Source organism: Microbacterium imperiale (assembly GCF_017876655.1).
GTDB lineage: Bacteria > Actinomycetota > Actinomycetes > Actinomycetales > Microbacteriaceae > Microbacterium > Microbacterium imperiale.
In genome coordinates, this window is record NZ_JAGIOK010000001.1 from 1,487,437 (window position 1) to 1,504,246 (window position 16,810).

Annotated in this window: 22 protein-coding genes; 1 reads left to right on the plus strand and 21 read right to left on the minus strand. The window is 69.2% G+C overall.

The window, feature by feature from the left end; translation table 11 throughout:
* Position 1 precedes the first annotated feature (1 nt).
* The 21 genes from rpsQ to JOF37_RS07350 form a co-directional block, all read right to left on the minus strand.
* Complete coding sequence (gene rpsQ, locus JOF37_RS07250) at positions 2-331, minus strand: 30S ribosomal protein S17 (RefSeq protein ID WP_210006228.1); 330 nt, start codon at positions 329-331, stop codon at positions 2-4.
* Positions 331-639, minus strand: a complete 309-nt coding sequence (gene rpmC / locus JOF37_RS07255; RefSeq protein ID WP_023954048.1) for a 50S ribosomal protein L29 — start codon at positions 637-639, stop codon at positions 331-333. Before rpmC ends, rpsQ begins: the two co-directional genes overlap by 1 nt.
* On the minus strand, positions 639-1,058 hold the full coding sequence (rplP, locus tag JOF37_RS07260; protein WP_045275476.1) for a 50S ribosomal protein L16: 420 nt from the start codon (positions 1,056-1,058) through the stop codon (positions 639-641). The genes rpmC and rplP overlap by 1 nt, the downstream gene beginning before the upstream one ends.
* On the minus strand, positions 1,058-1,816 hold the full coding sequence (gene rpsC, locus JOF37_RS07265) for a 30S ribosomal protein S3 (RefSeq protein WP_023954045.1): 759 nt from the start codon (positions 1,814-1,816) through the stop codon (positions 1,058-1,060). The genes rplP and rpsC overlap by 1 nt, the downstream gene beginning before the upstream one ends.
* Complete coding sequence (gene rplV, locus JOF37_RS07270) at positions 1,816-2,214, minus strand: 50S ribosomal protein L22 (protein ID WP_210006229.1); 399 nt, start codon at positions 2,212-2,214, stop codon at positions 1,816-1,818. The genes rpsC and rplV overlap by 1 nt, the downstream gene beginning before the upstream one ends.
* Positions 2,215-2,252: 38 nt before the next feature.
* On the minus strand, positions 2,253-2,534 hold the full coding sequence (gene rpsS / locus JOF37_RS07275; RefSeq protein ID WP_023954043.1) for a 30S ribosomal protein S19: 282 nt from the start codon (positions 2,532-2,534) through the stop codon (positions 2,253-2,255).
* Positions 2,535-2,546: 12 nt separating this feature from the next.
* Positions 2,547-3,386, minus strand: coding sequence for a 50S ribosomal protein L2 (gene rplB / locus JOF37_RS07280; RefSeq protein ID WP_210006230.1), 840 nt, complete (start codon positions 3,384-3,386; stop codon positions 2,547-2,549).
* Positions 3,387-3,410: 24 nt separating this feature from the next.
* Positions 3,411-3,710 carry a 50S ribosomal protein L23 gene (gene rplW / locus JOF37_RS07285; RefSeq protein WP_210006231.1) on the minus strand — a complete coding sequence of 100 codons (300 nt, stop codon included), beginning with the start codon at positions 3,708-3,710 and terminating at the stop codon, positions 3,411-3,413.
* Positions 3,707-4,369, minus strand: a complete 663-nt coding sequence (gene rplD, locus JOF37_RS07290; protein WP_210006232.1) for a 50S ribosomal protein L4 — start codon at positions 4,367-4,369, stop codon at positions 3,707-3,709. Before rplD ends, rplW begins: the two co-directional genes overlap by 4 nt.
* 2 nt (positions 4,370-4,371) lie before the next feature.
* Positions 4,372-5,031, minus strand: a complete 660-nt coding sequence (gene rplC / locus JOF37_RS07295; protein WP_210006233.1) for a 50S ribosomal protein L3 — start codon at positions 5,029-5,031, stop codon at positions 4,372-4,374.
* A gap of 8 nt (positions 5,032-5,039) precedes the next feature.
* Entirely contained in the window at positions 5,040-5,348 is a 309-nt protein-coding gene (gene rpsJ, locus JOF37_RS07300) for a 30S ribosomal protein S10 (protein ID WP_017201594.1), read from the minus strand.
* Positions 5,349-5,826: 478 nt separating this feature from the next.
* Positions 5,827-6,783 (minus strand): hypothetical protein, encoded by a 957-nt coding sequence (locus JOF37_RS07305; protein WP_210006234.1) that lies wholly within the window; start codon positions 6,781-6,783, stop codon positions 5,827-5,829.
* 179 nt (positions 6,784-6,962) lie between these two features.
* Positions 6,963-7,178 carry a hypothetical protein gene (locus JOF37_RS07310; RefSeq protein ID WP_210006235.1) on the minus strand — a complete coding sequence of 72 codons (216 nt, stop codon included), beginning with the start codon at positions 7,176-7,178 and terminating at the stop codon, positions 6,963-6,965.
* Between the two features lie 132 nt (positions 7,179-7,310).
* Positions 7,311-8,504 (minus strand): elongation factor Tu, encoded by a 1,194-nt coding sequence (gene tuf / locus JOF37_RS07315; protein WP_210006236.1) that lies wholly within the window; start codon positions 8,502-8,504, stop codon positions 7,311-7,313.
* Between the two features lie 146 nt (positions 8,505-8,650).
* Complete coding sequence (fusA, locus tag JOF37_RS07320; protein WP_210006237.1) at positions 8,651-10,765, minus strand: elongation factor G; 2,115 nt, start codon at positions 10,763-10,765, stop codon at positions 8,651-8,653.
* Between the two features lie 69 nt (positions 10,766-10,834).
* On the minus strand, positions 10,835-11,305 hold the full coding sequence (gene rpsG, locus JOF37_RS07325; RefSeq protein ID WP_023954027.1) for a 30S ribosomal protein S7: 471 nt from the start codon (positions 11,303-11,305) through the stop codon (positions 10,835-10,837).
* Positions 11,306-11,310: 5 nt separating this feature from the next.
* Positions 11,311-11,679, minus strand: coding sequence for a 30S ribosomal protein S12 (rpsL, locus tag JOF37_RS07330; protein ID WP_067194597.1), 369 nt, complete (start codon positions 11,677-11,679; stop codon positions 11,311-11,313).
* Between the two features lie 259 nt (positions 11,680-11,938).
* A complete protein-coding gene (locus JOF37_RS07335) occupies positions 11,939-13,630 on the minus strand; it encodes a DUF5684 domain-containing protein (RefSeq protein WP_210006238.1) in 1,692 nt (563 codons plus the stop codon).
* A 40-nt stretch (positions 13,631-13,670) separates the two neighbouring features.
* Positions 13,671-14,333 (minus strand): spermidine/putrescine ABC transporter substrate-binding protein, encoded by a 663-nt coding sequence (locus tag JOF37_RS07340; protein ID WP_210006239.1) that lies wholly within the window; start codon positions 14,331-14,333, stop codon positions 13,671-13,673.
* Positions 14,334-14,378: 45 nt separating this feature from the next.
* On the minus strand, positions 14,379-14,852 hold the full coding sequence (locus JOF37_RS07345) for a DUF6121 family protein (RefSeq protein ID WP_210006240.1): 474 nt from the start codon (positions 14,850-14,852) through the stop codon (positions 14,379-14,381).
* Entirely contained in the window at positions 14,852-15,988 is a 1,137-nt protein-coding gene (locus JOF37_RS07350; RefSeq protein WP_210006241.1) for an ABC transporter, read from the minus strand. Before JOF37_RS07350 ends, JOF37_RS07345 begins: the two co-directional genes overlap by 1 nt.
* A 131-nt stretch (positions 15,989-16,119) precedes the next feature.
* Here JOF37_RS07350 and JOF37_RS07355 point away from each other — a divergent pair, with 131 nt between their 5' ends.
* On the plus strand, positions 16,120-16,788 hold the full coding sequence (locus JOF37_RS07355) for a hypothetical protein (protein ID WP_210006242.1): 669 nt from the start codon (positions 16,120-16,122) through the stop codon (positions 16,786-16,788).
* The last annotated feature ends 22 nt before the right edge of the window (positions 16,789-16,810 follow it).

The following is a 16,810-nucleotide window of genomic DNA, read 5'->3' on the forward strand; positions in this document are numbered from 1 at the left end:
ATCACTTCGCCTTCTCGAGGACCTCGACCAGACGCCAGCGCTTGGTGGCGCTCAGCGGGCGAGTCTCGTTGATGAGGACGAGGTCGCCGATGCCGGCGGTGTTGGCCTCGTCGTGGGCCTTGACCTTCGAGGTGCGCCGGATGACCTTGCCGTAGAGCGGGTGCTTCACGCGGTCCTCGACCTCGACGACGATCGTCTTGTCCATCTTGTCGCTCACGACGTACCCACGACGGGCCTTGCGGTAACCGCGGGCCTGCGGGTCGCGGACGTCGTGCTCGCTGTGCTCGTGGCCCTCGGCGACAGCCTCAGCGGCGTTCTTGTCGGTAGCCATTACTCGGTCTCTTCCTTCGCGGCCTCGGTGGCGTCATCCGCCTTCTTGGCCTTGGTCTTCTTCGCCTTCGGCGCCTCGGCGACGGGCGTGGCACGGATGCCGAGCTCGCGCTCGCGGATCACCGTGTAGAGCCGCGCGATGTCGCGCTTGACCGCACGGATGCGGCCGTGGCTCTCGAGCTGGCCGGTGGCCGACTGGAAGCGCAGGTTGAACAGCTCTTCCTTGGCCTTGCGCAGCTCCTCCACGAGGCGCTGGTCTTCGAACGTGTCGAGCTCGCTCGGGGCGAGCGTCTTGGTGCCGACAGCCATTACGCGTCGCCCTCCTCGCGCTTGATGATGCGTGCCTTGAGCGGCAGCTTGTGAATGGCACGGGTCAGGGCCTCGCGAGCGAGCTCCTCGTTGACACCGGCGACCTCGAAGAGGACGCGACCCGGCTTGACGTTCGCGACCCACCACTCCGGCGAACCCTTACCGGAACCCATGCGGGTTTCGGCCGGCTTCTTGGTCAGCGGTCGGTCGGGGTAGATGTTGATCCACACCTTGCCGCCACGCTTGATGTGACGCGTCATGGCGATACGAGCGGACTCGATCTGACGGTTCGTCACGTAAGCGGGCGTGAGAGCCTGGATGCCGAACTCGCCGAAGGAGACCTTCGTGCCGCCGGTGGCCTGGCCATCGCGCTTGGGGTGGTGCTGCTTGCGGTACTTGACCTTGCGGGGGATAAGCATCAGGCCGACGCTCCTTCTGCCACGGGGGCCTCGTTGCGGGGGCCGCGACGGCGGTCACCGCGGTCATCGCGACCACGCGAGGTCTTCGGCGCGTTCGCCTGCTCGCGAGCGAGCTCCTTGGCCGTCAGGTCGCCCTTGTAGATCCAGACCTTCACACCGATGCGGCCGAAGGTGGTCTTGGCCTCGTAGAAGCCGTAGTCGATGTTCGCGCGGAGCGTGTGCAGGGGCACGCGGCCCTCGCGGTAGAACTCCGAGCGGCTCATCTCCGCGCCGCCGAGACGGCCCGAGACCTGGATGCGGATGCCCTTGGCGCCGGCGCGCTGCGCGCCCTGCAGACCCTTGCGCATCGCGCGGCGGAAGGCCACGCGAGCCGAGAGCTGCTCGGCGATGCCCTGGGCGACCAGCTGAGCGTCGGCCTCGGGGTTCTTGACCTCGAGGATGTTCAGCTGGATCTGCTTGCCGGTGAGCTTCTCGAGGTCGGCGCGGATGCGCTCGGCCTCGGCGCCACGGCGACCGATCACGATGCCCGGACGGGCGGTGTGGATGTCGACGCGGACGCGGTCACGGGTGCGCTCGATCTCGATGTTGCTGACGCCGGCGCGGTCGAGCGACGTGGTCAGCAGTCGGCGGATCTTGATGTCCTCGGCGACGTAGTCGGCGTAACGCTGGCCCGGCTTGGTCGAGTCCGAGAACCAACGCGACACGTGGTCCGTGGTGATGCCGAGGCGGAAGCCGTACGGGTTGACTTTCTGTCCCATTACTTGCTCGCCTTCTTGCTCGTACCGGCGGTCGCGGCATCCGCGTCCTCCGGCGTCGACAGCACGACCGTGATGTGGCTCGTGCGCTTCTTGATCTGGAAGGCGCGACCCTGGGCACGGGGCTGGAAACGCTTGAGCGTCGTGCCCTCGTCCACGTACGCGTTCTTCACGTACAGGTCGGCCTCGTCCAGGAACTCGTTGTCCTTGTCGGCCTTCACGCGAGCGTTGGCGACCGCCGAGGCGACGAGCTTGTAGATCGGCTCGCTGGCGCTCTGCGGGGCGAACTTCAGGATGGCGAGAGCCTCCTGAGCCTGCTTGCCCTTGATGAGCGCGACGACACGACGAGCCTTCTGAGGGGTCACGCGGATGTGCTTCACGCGTGCGGTGGATTCCACCATGTCTCTCCTCCTCTGTCCTCTCTAGAACTGCCCCCGCGTCAGCGGCGGCGGCCCTTCTTGTCGTCCTTCACGTGGCCGCGGAAGGTGCGGGTGGGCGCGAATTCGCCCAGCTTGTGGCCGACCATGGTCTCGGACACGAACACGGGGATGTGCTTGCGTCCGTCGTGCACGGCGATCGTGTGGCCGAGCATGGCCGGGATGATCATCGAACGGCGCGACCAGGTCTTGATGACGTTCTTGGAGCCGGCTTCGTTCTGCGCGACCACCTTGCGAAGCAGGTGCTCGTCGACGAAGGGGCCCTTCTTCAGGCTGCGAGGCATCTTCCTCTACTCCTACTTGCGCTTCTTGCCGGCGTTGCGACGGCGGACGATGTACTTGTCGCTCTCCTTGTTGGGGTGGCGGGTACGACCCTCAGCCTGGCCCCAGGGAGTGACGGGGTGACGACCACCGGAGGTCTTACCCTCACCACCACCGTGCGGGTGGTCCACCGGGTTCATGGCGACACCACGAACCGTCGGGCGGACGCCCTTCCAGCGCTTGCGGCCGGCCTTGCCCCAGTTGATGTTCGACTGCTCGGCGTTGCCGACCTCGCCGATGGTCGCGCGGCAGCGCGCATCGACGTTGCGGATCTCGCCCGAGGGCAGACGCAGCTGGGCGTAGGGGCCGTCCTTCGCGACCAGACGCACGCTGGCGCCGGCCGAACGAGCCATCTTGGCGCCGCCGCCGGGGCGGAGCTCGATGGCGTGGATGACCGTACCGGTCGGGATGTTGCGCAGCGGCAGGTTGTTGCCGGGCTTGATGTCGGCGCCGGCACCCGACTCGACGATGTCGCCCTGCTGGAGCTTGTTCGGGGCGATGATGTAGCGCTTCTCGCCGTCGACGTAGTGCAGCAGCGCGATGCGCGCGGTGCGGTTGGGGTCGTACTCGATGTGAGCGACCTTGGCGTTGACGCCGTCCTTGTCGTTGCGACGGAAGTCGATCACGCGGTACTGGCGCTTGTGGCCACCACCGATGTGACGCGTCGTGATGCGGCCCTGGTTGTTACGGCCGCCGGTCTTGGCCAGCGGGCGGAGGAGCGACTTCTCCGGCGTCGATCGCGTGATCTCGGCGAAGTCGGCCACCGACGAACCGCGGCGACCCGGGGTCGTGGGCTTGTACTTGCGAATAGCCATGTTCGTTGTCCTCTATCCCGACCGTCAGCCGACTGCCGTGAAGATGTCGATGGTGCCCGACTTCAGGGTGACGATGGCGCGCTTGGTGTCCTTGCGCTTGCCGGTGCCGAAGCGGGTGCGACGGGACTTGCCCGCGCGGTTGAGCGTGTTGACCGAGGCGACCTTGACGCCGAAGATCTTCTCGATCGCGAGCTTGATCTCGGTCTTCGACGCACGGGGGTCCACGAGGAACGTGTACTTGCCCTCGTCGATGAGCCCGTAGCTCTTCTCGGAGACGACCGGCTTCAGGATGATGTCGCGCGGGTCCTTGTTGACGGTGGTCATGCCGAGACCTCCTCGGTGGCGCCGGCCTTGGACGCGACGAACGCGTCGTAGGCGGCCTTGGTGAAGACGACGTCGTCCGAGACGAGCACGTCGTAGGCGTTGAGCTGGTCGAACGACAGCACGTGGACGTACGCGAGGTTGCGGACGCTCTTGACGGTGAGCTCGTCACCGCGCTCGATCACGACGAGGACGTTCTTGACGGCGCTGAGGCCCGTGAGCACGGCAGCGGCGGCCTTCGTCGAGGGGGCTCCCTCGACGCCGAACGAGTCGACGATGTGCAGACGCTGGCCGCGAGCGCGGTCGCTGAGCGCGCCCAGCAGGGCGGCGGCAACCATCTTCTTGGGGGTGCGCTGCGAGTAGTTGCGCGGCTTGGGGCCGTGCACGATGCCACCACCGGTCATGTGCGGCGCGCGGATCGAGCCCTGACGGGCGTTACCCGTGCCCTTCTGCTTGAAGGGCTTGCGGCCGGCACCGGAGACCTCACCGCGACGCTTGGTCGAGTGGGTGCCCTGGCGAGCCGCGGCGAGCTGCGCGACGACGACCTGGTGGATGAGGGGGATGTTCGTCTTGACGTCGAACAGCGCGGCGGGCAGCTCCACGGAGCCGGCCTTCTTGCCGTCTGCCTTCAGGACGTCGAGCGCGAGAGTCGAGTCAGCCATGATCAGGCACCCTTCACTGCGTTGCGGACGTAGACGATGCGGCCACGAGCACCGGGGACGGCGCCCTTGACGAGCAGCAGACCCTTCTCGGCGTCGACGGCGTGCACCGTGAGGTTGAGGACGGTGACGCGCTCGCCACCCATGCGGCCGGCCATGCGCATGCCCTTGAAGACGCGGCTGGGCGTCGACGAGGCACCGATGGAACCGGGCTTGCGGTGGTTGCGGTGCGCACCGTGCGAGGCCGAGACGCCCTTGAAGTTGTGGCGCTTCATGACACCCGCGGTGCCCTTGCCCTTGCTGGTGCCGACGACGTCGACCAGCTGGCCGGCCTCGAACGTGTCACCGGCGGTGAGCTCCTGGCCGAGCGTGTAGTCAGCGGCATCCGCGGTGCGGATCTCGGTGACGTGACGGCGGGGGGTCACACCGGCGGCCTCGAAGTGGGCCGTGAGGGGCTTGTTGACCTTGCGGGGGTCGATCTGACCCGCGGCGATCTGAACGGCCGAGTAGCCGTCCTTCTCGGGCGTGCGGAGCTGGGTGACCACGTTCGGCGCGATCTCGATGACCGTGACGGGGACGAGCTTGCCCTGCTCGTTCCAGACCTGGGTCATGCCGAGCTTGGTGCCGAGGAGGCCCTTGGAAACCTTGGAGTTGATGTCAGCCATGTCGAACCTCAGAGCTTGATCTCGATGTTGACATCGGCCGGGAGGTCGAGACGCATGAGCGAGTCGACAGCCTTCGGCGTCGGGTCGACGATGTCGATCAGACGCTTGTGGGTGCGCATCTCGAAGTGCTCGCGGCTGTCCTTGTACTTGTGGGGCGACCGGATGACGCACACGACGTTCTTCTCGGTCGGCAGCGGCACGGGGCCGACGACAGTCGCGCCCGCACGGGTCACGGTGTCGACGATCTTGCGTGCCGAGGTGTCGATGACCTCGTGGTCGTACGACTTCAGGCGAATGCGGATCTTCTGTCCCGCCATTTGTCTGCTCACTCTCTTTATCGCGTCTTACGTCTCGCTGGTCGCGAGCGCATTGGACGCCCGGTGGCGCGGTTCGCGCCGGGCACTTCTCACCGCCGGGGCGGTGATGCTGCACCACTGTTCTGATGTCAAACCCGCCGGTCTCCCCGCGGTTCCGCACCGTGCGCGCACGCGCGCATCCTGTCTCCAGGGTGGTGTGGGGTTCGATGTTCGTCTGCCCGTGGCCTAGGACTCTGCGCTGCGCGCCGCCTATGCACTGTCGTGACAGTGATCCGGGATGCCAGGCACCCGTCGGAATGTGGAACCTGAATAGTCTACGTGCCGCCCGGGCGTGTCGCAAACCCGGGCGTGTCGCGATATCCGCGCCGCGTCGCCGGGGAGCAGCGGCGGGACGCCCAGCACGTACCCTTCCCGCGACCACGCACCTTCCATGGTGCACCCTCGCGACGACGGTGCGTTCTCGCGCGGCGGTTCCAGCTCAGCGCAACAGGCCGTGGGAGCGAAGGAACGCGGCGAATGTCGCGCGAGAGGCGAGGCGCTCCCAGCCCCAGCGGACCGGGGTCCAGCCGGTCGCAGCGACGATGCGCCCCTCGCGCTCGCGCTGAGCGCGCAGCACGGCGCGGGGCGACCGGCCCGCCGTGAGCGCGGGATCGAGGTACTTGCCGTCGCCATCGAACTCGCCGAAGCGCCGCAGCCGCGGCCACGCGAAGTCGAGGTAGGCCCACCGTCCGCCCTCGAGCGGCACCGAGTGCTGGAGCACCGGCTTCTCCGCACCGAGCTGCGACATCCACAACCGGCTGATGCTCTCCCCCGGCAGCTGCGCCCGCCCGTCTGCGATCGAGGCGACGAAGCGCGCACGACGGATGCCGCGGGCGCCGGCGGCCAGGCCTACACGCGCTGCCACGTCCTCGAGGAGCACCGCCGCGGCACGCTCGTCGTACACGCCCCTCCCGCGCCATGCGACCGCCCGCAGCGCGGCATCCATCGCGGCGATCGCGGTCTCGGCCGTTTCCGCGCAGAGCACGTCGAACAGGGTGCGCGCGAGGTTCGTGGCCCGTAACTGACCGACGAGCGCGATGTCCGCCGCCTCGACCTCGTGCCGATGGCGCACGACATCGCTGCGACTCGGCGCGGGCACGGGCCCGAGCTCGACGGTGTGAACGCGCCCGTCATCACCGCGGTGGACCGGCAGCCCGTGCAGCGCGGCCGCCGTCGCGTGCGAGAACACCGGCGCACGAGACGCGACAGCTGCGAGGGCGTGCGCACGCAGCCGCATCCGTTCCTCCGGCCGTGCAGCGTCCCACCGGGATGCCGTGACGTAGACGCCCCGCCGCACGCGGACGAGCTCCCCGGCGCCGACGGCACGATCCAGGATCGACGTCTCACCGCGAGGCTGTGCATCGCGCCGCAGGATCGGGTCATCGCACTCGGCCACTCCCCCACCGTGCCCCGGCGCCCCACGAGAGTCCCGCACCCCAGCACACCCCGTGGACCATCGCCCACCCCACACCGCTGGGGAGGAACCCCGCTGCGCACGCGAGAACGCACCGTCCCCGCGAGCGCCGACCGAAGACGGTGCGGGCTCGCGAAGGCGGTGCGTCCTGGGGGCCGGGCCTACTGGTTGCCGATGTTCTTGTCGACGTTCGCGCGCACGTCGTCGACCTTGGCGTGGTGCTGATCGGGGACGACCTTCTTGACCGCGTCCGCCGCGCCCTGCAGGAACTTGTCGCTGACGTCCTCGGCCTTCTCGGTCTTGAGCGCCTCCTCGATCTTGTCGCGGTTCTGCTCGAACATCTGCTTGCCCTTGTTGATGATGTCGTCGACGCCCATGGTCATCCTTTCGACGGGTCGATGTACCGCTATGACAGCGCGCCGGCCCTCCTGCCGTCAACGGCTTGCGCTCGACGACAGAACCCCCCGGACCCGAAGGTCCGAGGGGTTCTGCGAAGGAAGTCGGAAGACTTACTTGACGATCTTGGTCACCGTGCCGGCGCCGACGGTGCGGCCACCCTCACGGATCGCGAAGCCGAGGCCCTCTTCCATGGCGATCGGCTGGATGAGCTCGACCGACATGTCGGTGGTGTCACCGGGCATGACCATCTCGGTGCCCTCGGGCAGCGAGATGACGCCGGTGACGTCCGTGGTGCGGAAGTAGAACTGCGGGCGGTAGTTCGTGTAGAAGGGGTTGTGACGGCCACCCTCCTCCTTCGAGAGGATGTAGGCAGTGCCCTCGAAGTTGGTGTGCGGGGTAACCGAACCCGGCTTCACGACGACCTGGCCGCGCTCGACGTCATCACGCTTGGTGCCGCGCAGGAGCAGACCGCAGTTCTCGCCGGCCCAGGCCTCGTCGAGCTGCTTGTGGAACATCTCGATACCCGTGACCGTGGTCTTCTGCGTCGGGCGGATGCCGACGATCTCGACCTCGGAGTTGATCGCGAGGGTGCCGCGCTCGGCGCGACCCGTGACGACGGTTCCACGACCGGTGATCGTGAAGACGTCCTCGACGGGCATGAGGAACGGCTTGTCCTTGTCGCGCACCGGGTCGGGGATCGACTCGTCGACGGCGTCCATGAGCTCGACGATCGCGTCGACCCACTTCTCGTCGCCCTCGAGAGCCTTCAGGCCCGAGACGCGGACGACGGGAGCGTTGTCGCCGTCGAAGTCCTGCGACGACAGCAGCTCGCGAACCTCGAGCTCGACGAGCTCCAGGATCTCCTCGTCGTCGACCATGTCGGACTTGTTCAGCGCGACCAGCAGGTAGGGAACGCCGACCTGCTTGGCGAGCAGGACGTGCTCGCGGGTCTGAGCCATCGGGCCGTCGGTGGCGGCGACCACGAGGATCGCGCCGTCCATCTGAGCGGCACCGGTGATCATGTTCTTGATGTAGTCAGCGTGACCCGGGGCGTCGACGTGAGCGTAGTGACGCTTCGGGGTCTCGTACTCGACGTGCGAGATGTTGATCGTGATACCGCGCTGACGCTCTTCGGGCGCCGAGTCGATCGACGCGAAGTCACGCTGCACGTTGGTGGCCGACGGGTACTTGTCGGCGAGCACCTTCGAGATCGCCGCGGTGAGCGTCGTCTTGCCGTGGTCAACGTGACCGATCGTTCCGATGTTGACGTGCGGCTTGGTCCGCTCGAACTTGGCCTTAGCCACTGGGTCCTCCTCAGGACTGTCGTTGTAGATGCCCGGGCGCTGGATTGCGACCGGATCTCTACGGGGTTGTTTTCACTCTAGTAGAGAGGTCGATATTCAGTTTGAGTGGATGCCGGGAGCAGGGCGCCCCCGGCATCCGTCAGGGCTTACTCGCCCTTGTTCTTCTGGACGATCTCGTCGGCCACCGCGCGGGGGACCTCGGAGTAGCTGTCGAACTCCATGGAGTAGACGGCACGGCCCGAGGTCTTCGACCGCAGGTCGCCGATGTAGCCGAACATCTCCGACAGCGGGACGAGGGCGCGGACGATCTTGATGCCCGAACCGTCCTCCATCGACTGGATCTGACCACGACGCGAGTTCAGGTCACCGATCACGTCGCCCATGTACTCCTCGGGCGTACGCACCTCGACGGCCATCAGCGGCTCGAGGATGACCGGGCTGGCCTTGCGCAGCGCCTCCTTGAAGCCCATCGAGCCGGCGATCTTGAACGCCATCTCGGACGAGTCGACGTCGTGCGAGGCACCGTCGAGGAGGATCGCCTTGACACCCACGATGGGGTAGCCGGCGAGCACGCCGACGTTCATCGCGTCCTGGAAGCCCTGGTTGGTCGGCTCGATGTACTCGCGCGGGATGCGGCCACCGGTGACCTTGTTCTCGAACTCGTACGTCTTGTCGGCCGTGACCTCGAGGGGCTCGATCGCGAACTGGATCTTCGCGAACTGACCCGAACCACCGGTCTGCTTCTTGTGGGTGTAGTCGTGACGCTCGACGGCCTTCTTGATCGTCTCGCGGTACGCCACCTGCGGCTTGCCGACGTTCGCCTCGACGCGGAACTCGCGCTTCATGCGGTCGACGAGGATGTCGAGGTGCAGCTCGCCCATGCCCTTGATGACCGTCTGGCCCGTCTCGGGGTTGAGCTCCGTGCGGAACGTCGGGTCCTCTTCGGCGAGCTTCTGGATGGCGACACCCAGCTTCTCCTGGTCGGCCTTGGTCTTCGGCTCGATCGCGACCTCGATGACGGGCTCGGGGAAGGTCATCGACTCGAGGACGACGGGCTCGGCCGGGTCGGCGAGGGTGTCACCGGTGGTGGTGTCCTTCAGGCCGATGACGGCGTAGATGTTGCCCGCGGTGAGCGAGTCGACCGGGTTCTCCTTGTTGGCGTGCATCTGGAAGATCTTTCCGATGCGCTCCTTCTTGCCCTTGGTCGAGTTGACGACCTGCGCGCCCGAGTCGAGGTGACCCGAGTACACGCGGACGTAGGTGAGGCGACCGAAGAACGGGTGCACCGCGACCTTGAACGCCAGCGCGGCGAACGGGTCGTTGGCGTCGGGGTGACGCTCGATGATCTTCTCTTCGTCCTTCGGGTCGTGCGCCTCGATGGCGGGCACGTCGAGGGGCGACGGGAGGAAGTCGACGACCGCGTCGAGCATCGGCTGGACGCCGCGGTTCTTGAAGGCCGAGCCGCAGAGAACCGGGTAGAGCTCGCCGGCGACGGTGAGCTTGCGGATGGCGCCCTTGATCTCGGCGACCGTGAGGTCCTCGCCGCCGAAGAACTTCTCGAGCAGCGCGTCGTCGGACTCGGCGACGGCCTCGAGCAGACGCTGGCGGTACTCCGCGGCCTTGTCGGCGAGGTCGGCCGGGATCTCCTGGATCTCGTACTTCGCGCCCATGGTCACGTCACCCTTGGCGTCGCCGGGCCACACCAGTGCGCGCATCTCGACGAGGTCGATGACGCCCACGAAGTCGTTCTCGGCGCCGATCGGCAGCTGCAGCACGAGCGGCTTGGCGCCCAGGCGGCTGACGATGGTGTCGACGGTGAAGTAGAAGTCGGCGCCCAGCTTGTCCATCTTGTTGACGAAGCAGATGCGGGGGACGTCGTACTTGTCGGCCTGACGCCAGACGGTCTCGGACTGGGGCTCGACGCCCTCCTTGCCGTCGAAGACCGCCACGGCGCCGTCGAGGACGCGCAGCGAACGCTCGACCTCGACCGTGAAGTCGACGTGGCCGGGGGTGTCGATGATGTTGATCTGGTTCTTGTTCCAGAAGCAGGTGACGGCGGCCGACGTGATCGTGATGCCGCGCTCCTTCTCCTGCTCCATCCAGTCGGTGGTCGAGGCGCCGTCGTGCGTCTCGCCCAGCTTGTGGTTGACGCCCGTGTAGAACAGGATGCGCTCGGTCGTCGTCGTCTTGCCGGCATCGATGTGCGCCATGATGCCGATGTTGCGGACCTTGTTGAGGTCGGTGAGCACTTCTTGTGCCACGGGCTGTTCCTTACGTTTTGTCGGGTGCGCCGGCCGGGAGGGTTCCCCCGGCCGGCGCCGAGAAGCTGTTTACCAGCGGTAGTGCGCGAACGCGCGGTTGGACTCGGCCATCTTGTGGGTGTCCTCGCGGCGCTTGACCGCGGCACCGAGGCCGTTCGAGGCGTCGAGGATCTCGTTCTGCAGACGCTCGGTCATCGTCTTCTCACGACGGCCCTTCGCGTACGAGACGAGCCAGCGCAGCGCGAGGGTGTTCGCGCGGTGCGGCTTGACCTCGACCGGCACCTGGTAGGTCGAGCCACCGACGCGGCGGCTCTTGACCTCGAGGGTCGGACGGACGTTGTCGAGCGCCTTCTTCAGCGTGGCGACGGCGTCCTGCCCGTTCTTGGCCTCGACGCCCTTGAGGGCGGTGTAGACGATCGACTCGGCGATCGACTTCTTGCCGTCGACGAGGATCTTGTTCACGAGCTGCGTGACGATCGGAGCACCGTAGACCGGGTCGTTGACGACGACGCGGCGGGGTGCGGGTCCCTTACGAGGCATCTAACTCAACCCTTCTTGGCGCCGTAGCGGCTGCGAGCCTGCTTACGGTTCTTGACGGCCTGGGTGTCGAGCGCACCGCGGACGATCTTGTAGCGGACACCGGGGAGGTCCTTCACACGACCACCGCGGACGAGCACGAGCGAGTGCTCCTGGAGGTTGTGGCCCTCACCGGGGATGTAGGCGGTGACCTCGGTGCCGTTGCGGAGCTTGACACGAGCGACCTTGCGCATGGCCGAGTTCGGCTTCTTGGGCGTGGTCGTGTACACGCGGGTGCAGACACCCGCCTGCTGGGGGTTCGCCTTCAGGGCGGGCGCCTTGGTCTTCGAGACCTTCGGCGTGCGGCCCTTGCGGACCAACTGCTGAATGGTTGGCACGTTCTCTCCTTGTTGTGCTGCACGGTGACAGCGTCGTGGTTTCACCACAGATCCACCGGCGCGTCACGAATGCTGCGTTTTCAGGGGGTGGATATGCCGTGGGGGCGTCCTGTTCGCAGGACGATCCCGGTTCGTATGCGTCGCGTCGACCTGATCGGACCGAGGCACGACGCAGGGCGCGCGCGAACGCACACCCGCCCAATGATACGCCTCTGCGGCGAGGCGGGCAAACGGTGATCGGAGCCGGTGGTATCGCGACTCAGGCGCCGGGGCGCTCGATGCGCAGTTCGGCGTCGCCCAGGAGGAAGCGCTCCCCCGCCGGCGCGTCCGATCCGGGTTCGAGCTCGATCTCGGTGCCGAGGAAGTTCGTCAGCACGACGCCGTTCGTGGAGTGCAGATCGGTGATGTGCCACAGGCCCGATCGCAGCTCGAGGCGGGCATGCGTCTTCGAGACGGTGCGCGTGCGGTCGTCGATCGGCACGAGCTGGGCGCGGGGGAAGGCGGGATCGGGCGCGGGCTGCCGGCCGACGATCGCGACGTCCGCCGTGAGCGGCACCGTCTCGCCTTCGGGCAGCACGAGCTGCCAGTAGACGCGGCGCCGTGCGACGACGACCGTGTGGTCGACCTCGGCCTCGTCGTCACTCGCCTCGGCGCGGCGCAGCTGAGCCGGTACGGCGCCGGCAGCGGTGCGCGGAGCGCCGGCCGCGGGTGCGCCGATCACCGCCGACACCTCACCCGAGAGCTCGGGGAACTCCTCCGGCGCGCCGGCGAAGGCCCGCCGAGCGATGGGGTTCGCGGCCACGGCATCCCACGTTCGTCGTCCGGCGTGCGGCGAGGCCGCGGCATCCGGATCGGCGAACGACGGCACCACGCCGGGGCGATCGGACGCCGCGCGCGAGGGGAACGGCGAGGGCGAGAGCGCCGAGACGTCGTCGATCTCGGACGGCCAGCGCGCGTCGGTGTGCTCGTTCTCCGGCTCGTCGGCCTCGACGGCCTCGGCCTCGACGGACCGGACGGATGCCGCGGGGGCGGGCGCCACGACCGGGGCGGGCTCCGCGGATGCAGGCTCGGCCGGCTCGGGTGCCGCGGGGGCCGCCCACACGGCGGGCTCGGGCGCCGCGGGCGCGGCCGGCGCCGCCGGCTCGGCGGGGCGGGCCGACTCGAACGACACGACGGGCTCGGACGCGACCGGCGTCGCCGCGAGGCTTTCCGGCGCCGCCGCGGGCGCGGACTCGCGGGCGGACGAACGCCCCACCTCGGGGGCGGACTCCGCTGCCGGGGCGAACGGCGACGGCGGTGCCCACGGCGAGGGCTGCAGGCCGGCCGGCGCCTGCTCGCGCGCGGGAGCGGCAGGCTCGGCGGAGGCCGCTGCGGGCGCGGCATCCTCGTCGGATCCGTCCTCGCCGCTCGAGGCCAGCGGCGCCGGGCGGAAGTGGTGGGGCGACAGCACCGGCGACGCGAGGGTGGGCGGCGCCACCGGTTCGTCGGTGCGTCGCGCGACCGCAATGGTGTCATCGACGTCGTCCGACATCGGCGGCGCGAAGGTCCACGGCGGGGGCGTCACGACGGGTCGCTGGCCGCGCCACGACGCCGGACCGAGCCCGAGGATGCTGGCCCAGACGACGAACAGGAACGCCGCGAGCACCGTCATGCCGGGTCCGACACCGAAATCGCGGCCGATGCGGTGCGCCGCGACGACGATGAGCACGTACAGCGCGATCCAGCCCACGATGGGCACGAGGCCCACGAGCACGAGCCAGGGGCTGAAACCGCCGAGCCGGAGGACGACGGCCATGTTCAACACCGGGACCCACCCCTGCCAGGGCTGCTCCTCGGTCTTGCGGAACAGTCCGGCCAGCGCGAGCGCCGTCCAGACGTAGAGGACCGCACCGAGCACCGTCGAGAGGACGACGAGCAGGATGAGGAGCGAATCGTTGGCGGAGGTGGTCATCGCATCCCACGATAGAGCCAGCCGAGCCGCTCCCCCGGGATCACGACTGCCGTCCGGGGTCCGCGCCGGGCTCGAAGGGGGCGTCGAGCGACCGGGTCAGGTCGGCGAGCATCGCCTCGATCTGCGGCTCGACGTGCTGCGCGATCTCGGCCTGCACGCGGAGGCGGTGATGCAGCAGCAGCGAGCAGATCTCGCGACCGACCATGTTGGCGTAGTCGTCGGCCAGGGCGACCTCCTGGCGCAGCGCCGACTTGGCCTCGTCGCTGAGGGGTGGCAGCTCGGGAACGGCGGCATCCGATTCCTGGGCGAGGCCGGAGATCGTGAACAGGAACGGCGCACCCGGCACCGGGTCGGGATCGAGCGGCAGCCCCTCGAACTCGGGCTCCAGCCCCTCGGCGGGACGGTACGAGCGCGCCCGGTTGCGTGCGGCCTGCTGGTCGAGCTCGGCCTGAAGCATGGGGAGGTTGCGCGCGGTATAGGCGGCGACAGCCTGATCGACGATCGTCTTCATCCGCGTCGAGAGCCCGTGCTGGACGCCGTGGGGAACGTCCGAACCGAGACCGGCTGCCGACAGGATGGGCGAGCCGAAGCAGCGCCGGCAGGGAGCGACGCGACCGCGGTGCGTCGCGGGCTGCCACCGGGGCAGCCAGCGCAGCCAGGCATCCACCGCCTGGCTCACCTGGGTCTCGAGCGACCGCTCCACGGCCCTATTGTCGCCGATCCGGGGCCATCAGCGCGGGATTGCCGGTCATTCGTCCTCGTCGCGTTCCCAGCGCCAGCGCGGCGCCTGCGCCCGCGTGCGCACGAGCGCGACGCCCGTCCATCCCGCGGCGGCGCCGCACCCGGCGAGCACGACCGCGAACCACGACAGCGCGAACGCGCCGGCAGCCGCGACGGCACGCGCCGGGTCGACCCCGACGACGACCGCGGCCACGACCAGGCCGGCGAGGTGGGCGAGGACGACCGCGAGAGCGGCGACGGCGGCGAGCCCGTACGACGGATGCGGCCGGCGCAGACCGCCGCCCAGCACGAGCGTCAGTGCGGCGACCGCGAGCGCGAACCCGGCCGCGCCCGGCAGGGCACCGAGCCCGCGCACCGCGACGACATCCGCGCCCGTGGCCAGGCTGAGCACGCCGAGCCCGCAGATGGCGAGCGCCCCGAACCCGACGACCGAGAAGAGGGTCGCGAGTCCGGGGCGCAGTCCGCCGGTGTCGGAGTCCATCAGTACCGGTGCAGCTGGGGTCCCGCTTCGAGAGTGCGCTCGTACTCGCGCTGCGCCTCGGCGTTGAGCTCGGTGACGCGCTTGCCGCGTGCCGCGACCCACGCGCCGAACCAGATCGTCAGCTCGCGGCCGGCAACGAGGGCGACGAGTGCGAGCGGAGCGAAGGCCTGCTCGCCCACGAGACGCAGCGCCTCGCTCGGGGCGATGTTCCAGAACGGCGCCTGGAAGAGCTGCCCGAGGATGTGCCCCGCGTACGAGGCGATGCCCACGAGAAGACCGAGGAGCACCCACAGGCCCCAGCGGCCGCGGTTGATGAACGCGCCGAGGATCCAGAACGCCAGGAAGAACACCACGACCGGCACCCAGAGCCACCACGAGGTGACGGCTGCCAGTGCCTCGTCGCCGATGGTGGCGACGGTGACGTCGCCGCGGATCGCGCCGATGCCGAGGTGGGCGCCGAGGTAGATGATCGCGAAGGCGATCGCCGCGAGCAGGCCGATCGCGCCGGCCGCGCCGCGGTTGCCGCGGGGCGTGGGGGCCTCGGGCGCCTGGACGAAGATGGGCTGCGGCTGCGGCGCGGCGGCAGCCGAGGAGGACCCGACGGCCGGCTCGCTCGCGCTGACGGTGGTGGTGCGCGACGCATCGTCATCCGCGCTGTAGGCACGCGTCGCCGTCTCGCTGGCCTCGGGCCGGGCATCGGCGTCGGCGCGGCGCGCGTCGGCGACATCGCGGCGCGTCTCGAAGTCGGGAGTCGCGTCGCCGTCGCGGGGCGTGTCCCACTCGCTCGGCGAGTTCCAGGTGTCGTCGGCCGACGTGCTGGATGCGGCTGCCGCGGGGGCTGCGGCCGCCGCGTACGAGCTCGTCGAGCGCTCGGTCACGCCGCGATCGGCGTCGGCAGCGTTCCCGTCGGCGTCGCGATCGGACGAGTCGGAGGTGGCGGAGTCGGTGGCGGCCGAGTGGTCCGCGGCGGAGCGCTCGGGCAGCGTGCCCGACCCGGCGAATGCGTTGTCCCAGTCGTCGGCCGATACGGCACCGCGCGACGCCTCCGCATCCGCGAGCCCGGCACGGGCGCTGCCCACGACATCGTCCACCGGCTTCGGCTCTTCGACCGGCTCGCCGTACTTGGGGTCGCTCATGCGGTGCTGCTCCTCACGCGGTGGCCGGCGCCACCGCAGTCGTGAGGATATCCCGGGGATGCGGATGGGACGCGCAGGCGTGCCGACGTGTCTGCGCACCCGTGTCGATCCGCCGACGTATCGTCGGAACCATGACCTCGCGCGCCCTCACCCGCTCCGCTCCGGCGGCGCTGCTCCTCGCGCCGGTGCTGGTCTCGACGGTGCTGCTCGCGGGCTGCGCACCCGAGCCCGGATCCGCCCCCGCGACGGGCTCCCCCGCGTCCAGCGCGCCCGCACCGACCGCGACGCCGACGCCGCTCGAGACCCGCTCGGTGCAGGCGGGCGGCCCGCCGCCGACGGCATCCGGCTCTGCGGGGTCGACCACCGTCATCCCGCGGGACTGCGCCGGCATCCTCGGCACCGCGGCGCGCACGGCGCTCGCGAGCGTTCCGCTCAACGATCCCGCCTTCGGCGAGACCGGCACGCTGCCGGACGGTTCGCTCCGGTGCGTGTGGGCCGACCCGGGCGCCGACACGGCGAAGATCGTCACGACGATCGCGCACGCGGCGGAGAACCCCGTCATCGACTTCATGAACGAGCTCACCGGGATCGGCTTCACCTGCTACGAGCCCGACGCGGGCGTGCGCTGCGAGAAGACCTGGGAGAACGAGCGCTACCCGGTCACCGACGGGCGCACCCTGTACTTCCGCGACGGCGTGCTCATCGACACGCAGTTCTCGCACCTCGCGCCCGAGGGCTTCACGAGCGGCGTCATCGCCTCGGTCTGGCCGGCCGGAGCCCCGACGCCCGCGGCTCCCTGATCCCGACGCACCCCGAACCCGC

What these genes read in the sequence shown, in the direction of transcription:
- rpsQ (WP_210006228.1), bottom strand. Translation starts at nt 331, where the DNA reads ATGGCTACCGACAAGAACGCCGCTGAGGCTGTCGCCGAGGGCCACGAG.
- rpmC (WP_023954048.1), bottom strand. Translation starts at nt 639, where the DNA reads ATGGCTGTCGGCACCAAGACGCTCGCCCCGAGCGAGCTCGACACGTTC.
- rplP (WP_045275476.1), bottom strand. Translation starts at nt 1,058, where the DNA reads ATGCTTATCCCCCGCAAGGTCAAGTACCGCAAGCAGCACCACCCCAAG.
- rpsC (WP_023954045.1), bottom strand. Translation starts at nt 1,816, where the DNA reads ATGGGACAGAAAGTCAACCCGTACGGCTTCCGCCTCGGCATCACCACG.
- rplV (WP_210006229.1), bottom strand. Translation starts at nt 2,214, where the DNA reads ATGGTGGAATCCACCGCACGCGTGAAGCACATCCGCGTGACCCCTCAG.
- rpsS (WP_023954043.1), bottom strand. Translation starts at nt 2,534, where the DNA reads ATGCCTCGCAGCCTGAAGAAGGGCCCCTTCGTCGACGAGCACCTGCTT.
- rplB (WP_210006230.1), bottom strand. Translation starts at nt 3,386, where the DNA reads ATGGCTATTCGCAAGTACAAGCCCACGACCCCGGGTCGCCGCGGTTCG.
- rplW (WP_210006231.1), bottom strand. Translation starts at nt 3,710, where the DNA reads ATGACCACCGTCAACAAGGACCCGCGCGACATCATCCTGAAGCCGGTC.
- rplD (WP_210006232.1), bottom strand. Translation starts at nt 4,369, where the DNA reads ATGGCTGACTCGACTCTCGCGCTCGACGTCCTGAAGGCAGACGGCAAG.
- rplC (WP_210006233.1), bottom strand. Translation starts at nt 5,031, where the DNA reads ATGGCTGACATCAACTCCAAGGTTTCCAAGGGCCTCCTCGGCACCAAG.
- rpsJ (WP_017201594.1), bottom strand. Translation starts at nt 5,348, where the DNA reads ATGGCGGGACAGAAGATCCGCATTCGCCTGAAGTCGTACGACCACGAG.
- JOF37_RS07310 (WP_210006235.1), bottom strand. Translation starts at nt 7,178, where the DNA reads ATGGGCGTCGACGACATCATCAACAAGGGCAAGCAGATGTTCGAGCAG.
- rpsG (WP_023954027.1), bottom strand. Translation starts at nt 11,305, where the DNA reads ATGCCTCGTAAGGGACCCGCACCCCGCCGCGTCGTCGTCAACGACCCG.
- JOF37_RS07335 (WP_210006238.1), bottom strand. Translation starts at nt 13,630, where the DNA reads ATGACCACCTCCGCCAACGATTCGCTCCTCATCCTGCTCGTCGTCCTC.
- JOF37_RS07345 (WP_210006240.1), bottom strand. Translation starts at nt 14,852, where the DNA reads ATGGACTCCGACACCGGCGGACTGCGCCCCGGACTCGCGACCCTCTTC.
- JOF37_RS07350 (WP_210006241.1), bottom strand. Translation starts at nt 15,988, where the DNA reads ATGAGCGACCCCAAGTACGGCGAGCCGGTCGAAGAGCCGAAGCCGGTG.
- JOF37_RS07355 (WP_210006242.1), top strand. Translation starts at nt 16,120, where the DNA reads ATGACCTCGCGCGCCCTCACCCGCTCCGCTCCGGCGGCGCTGCTCCTC.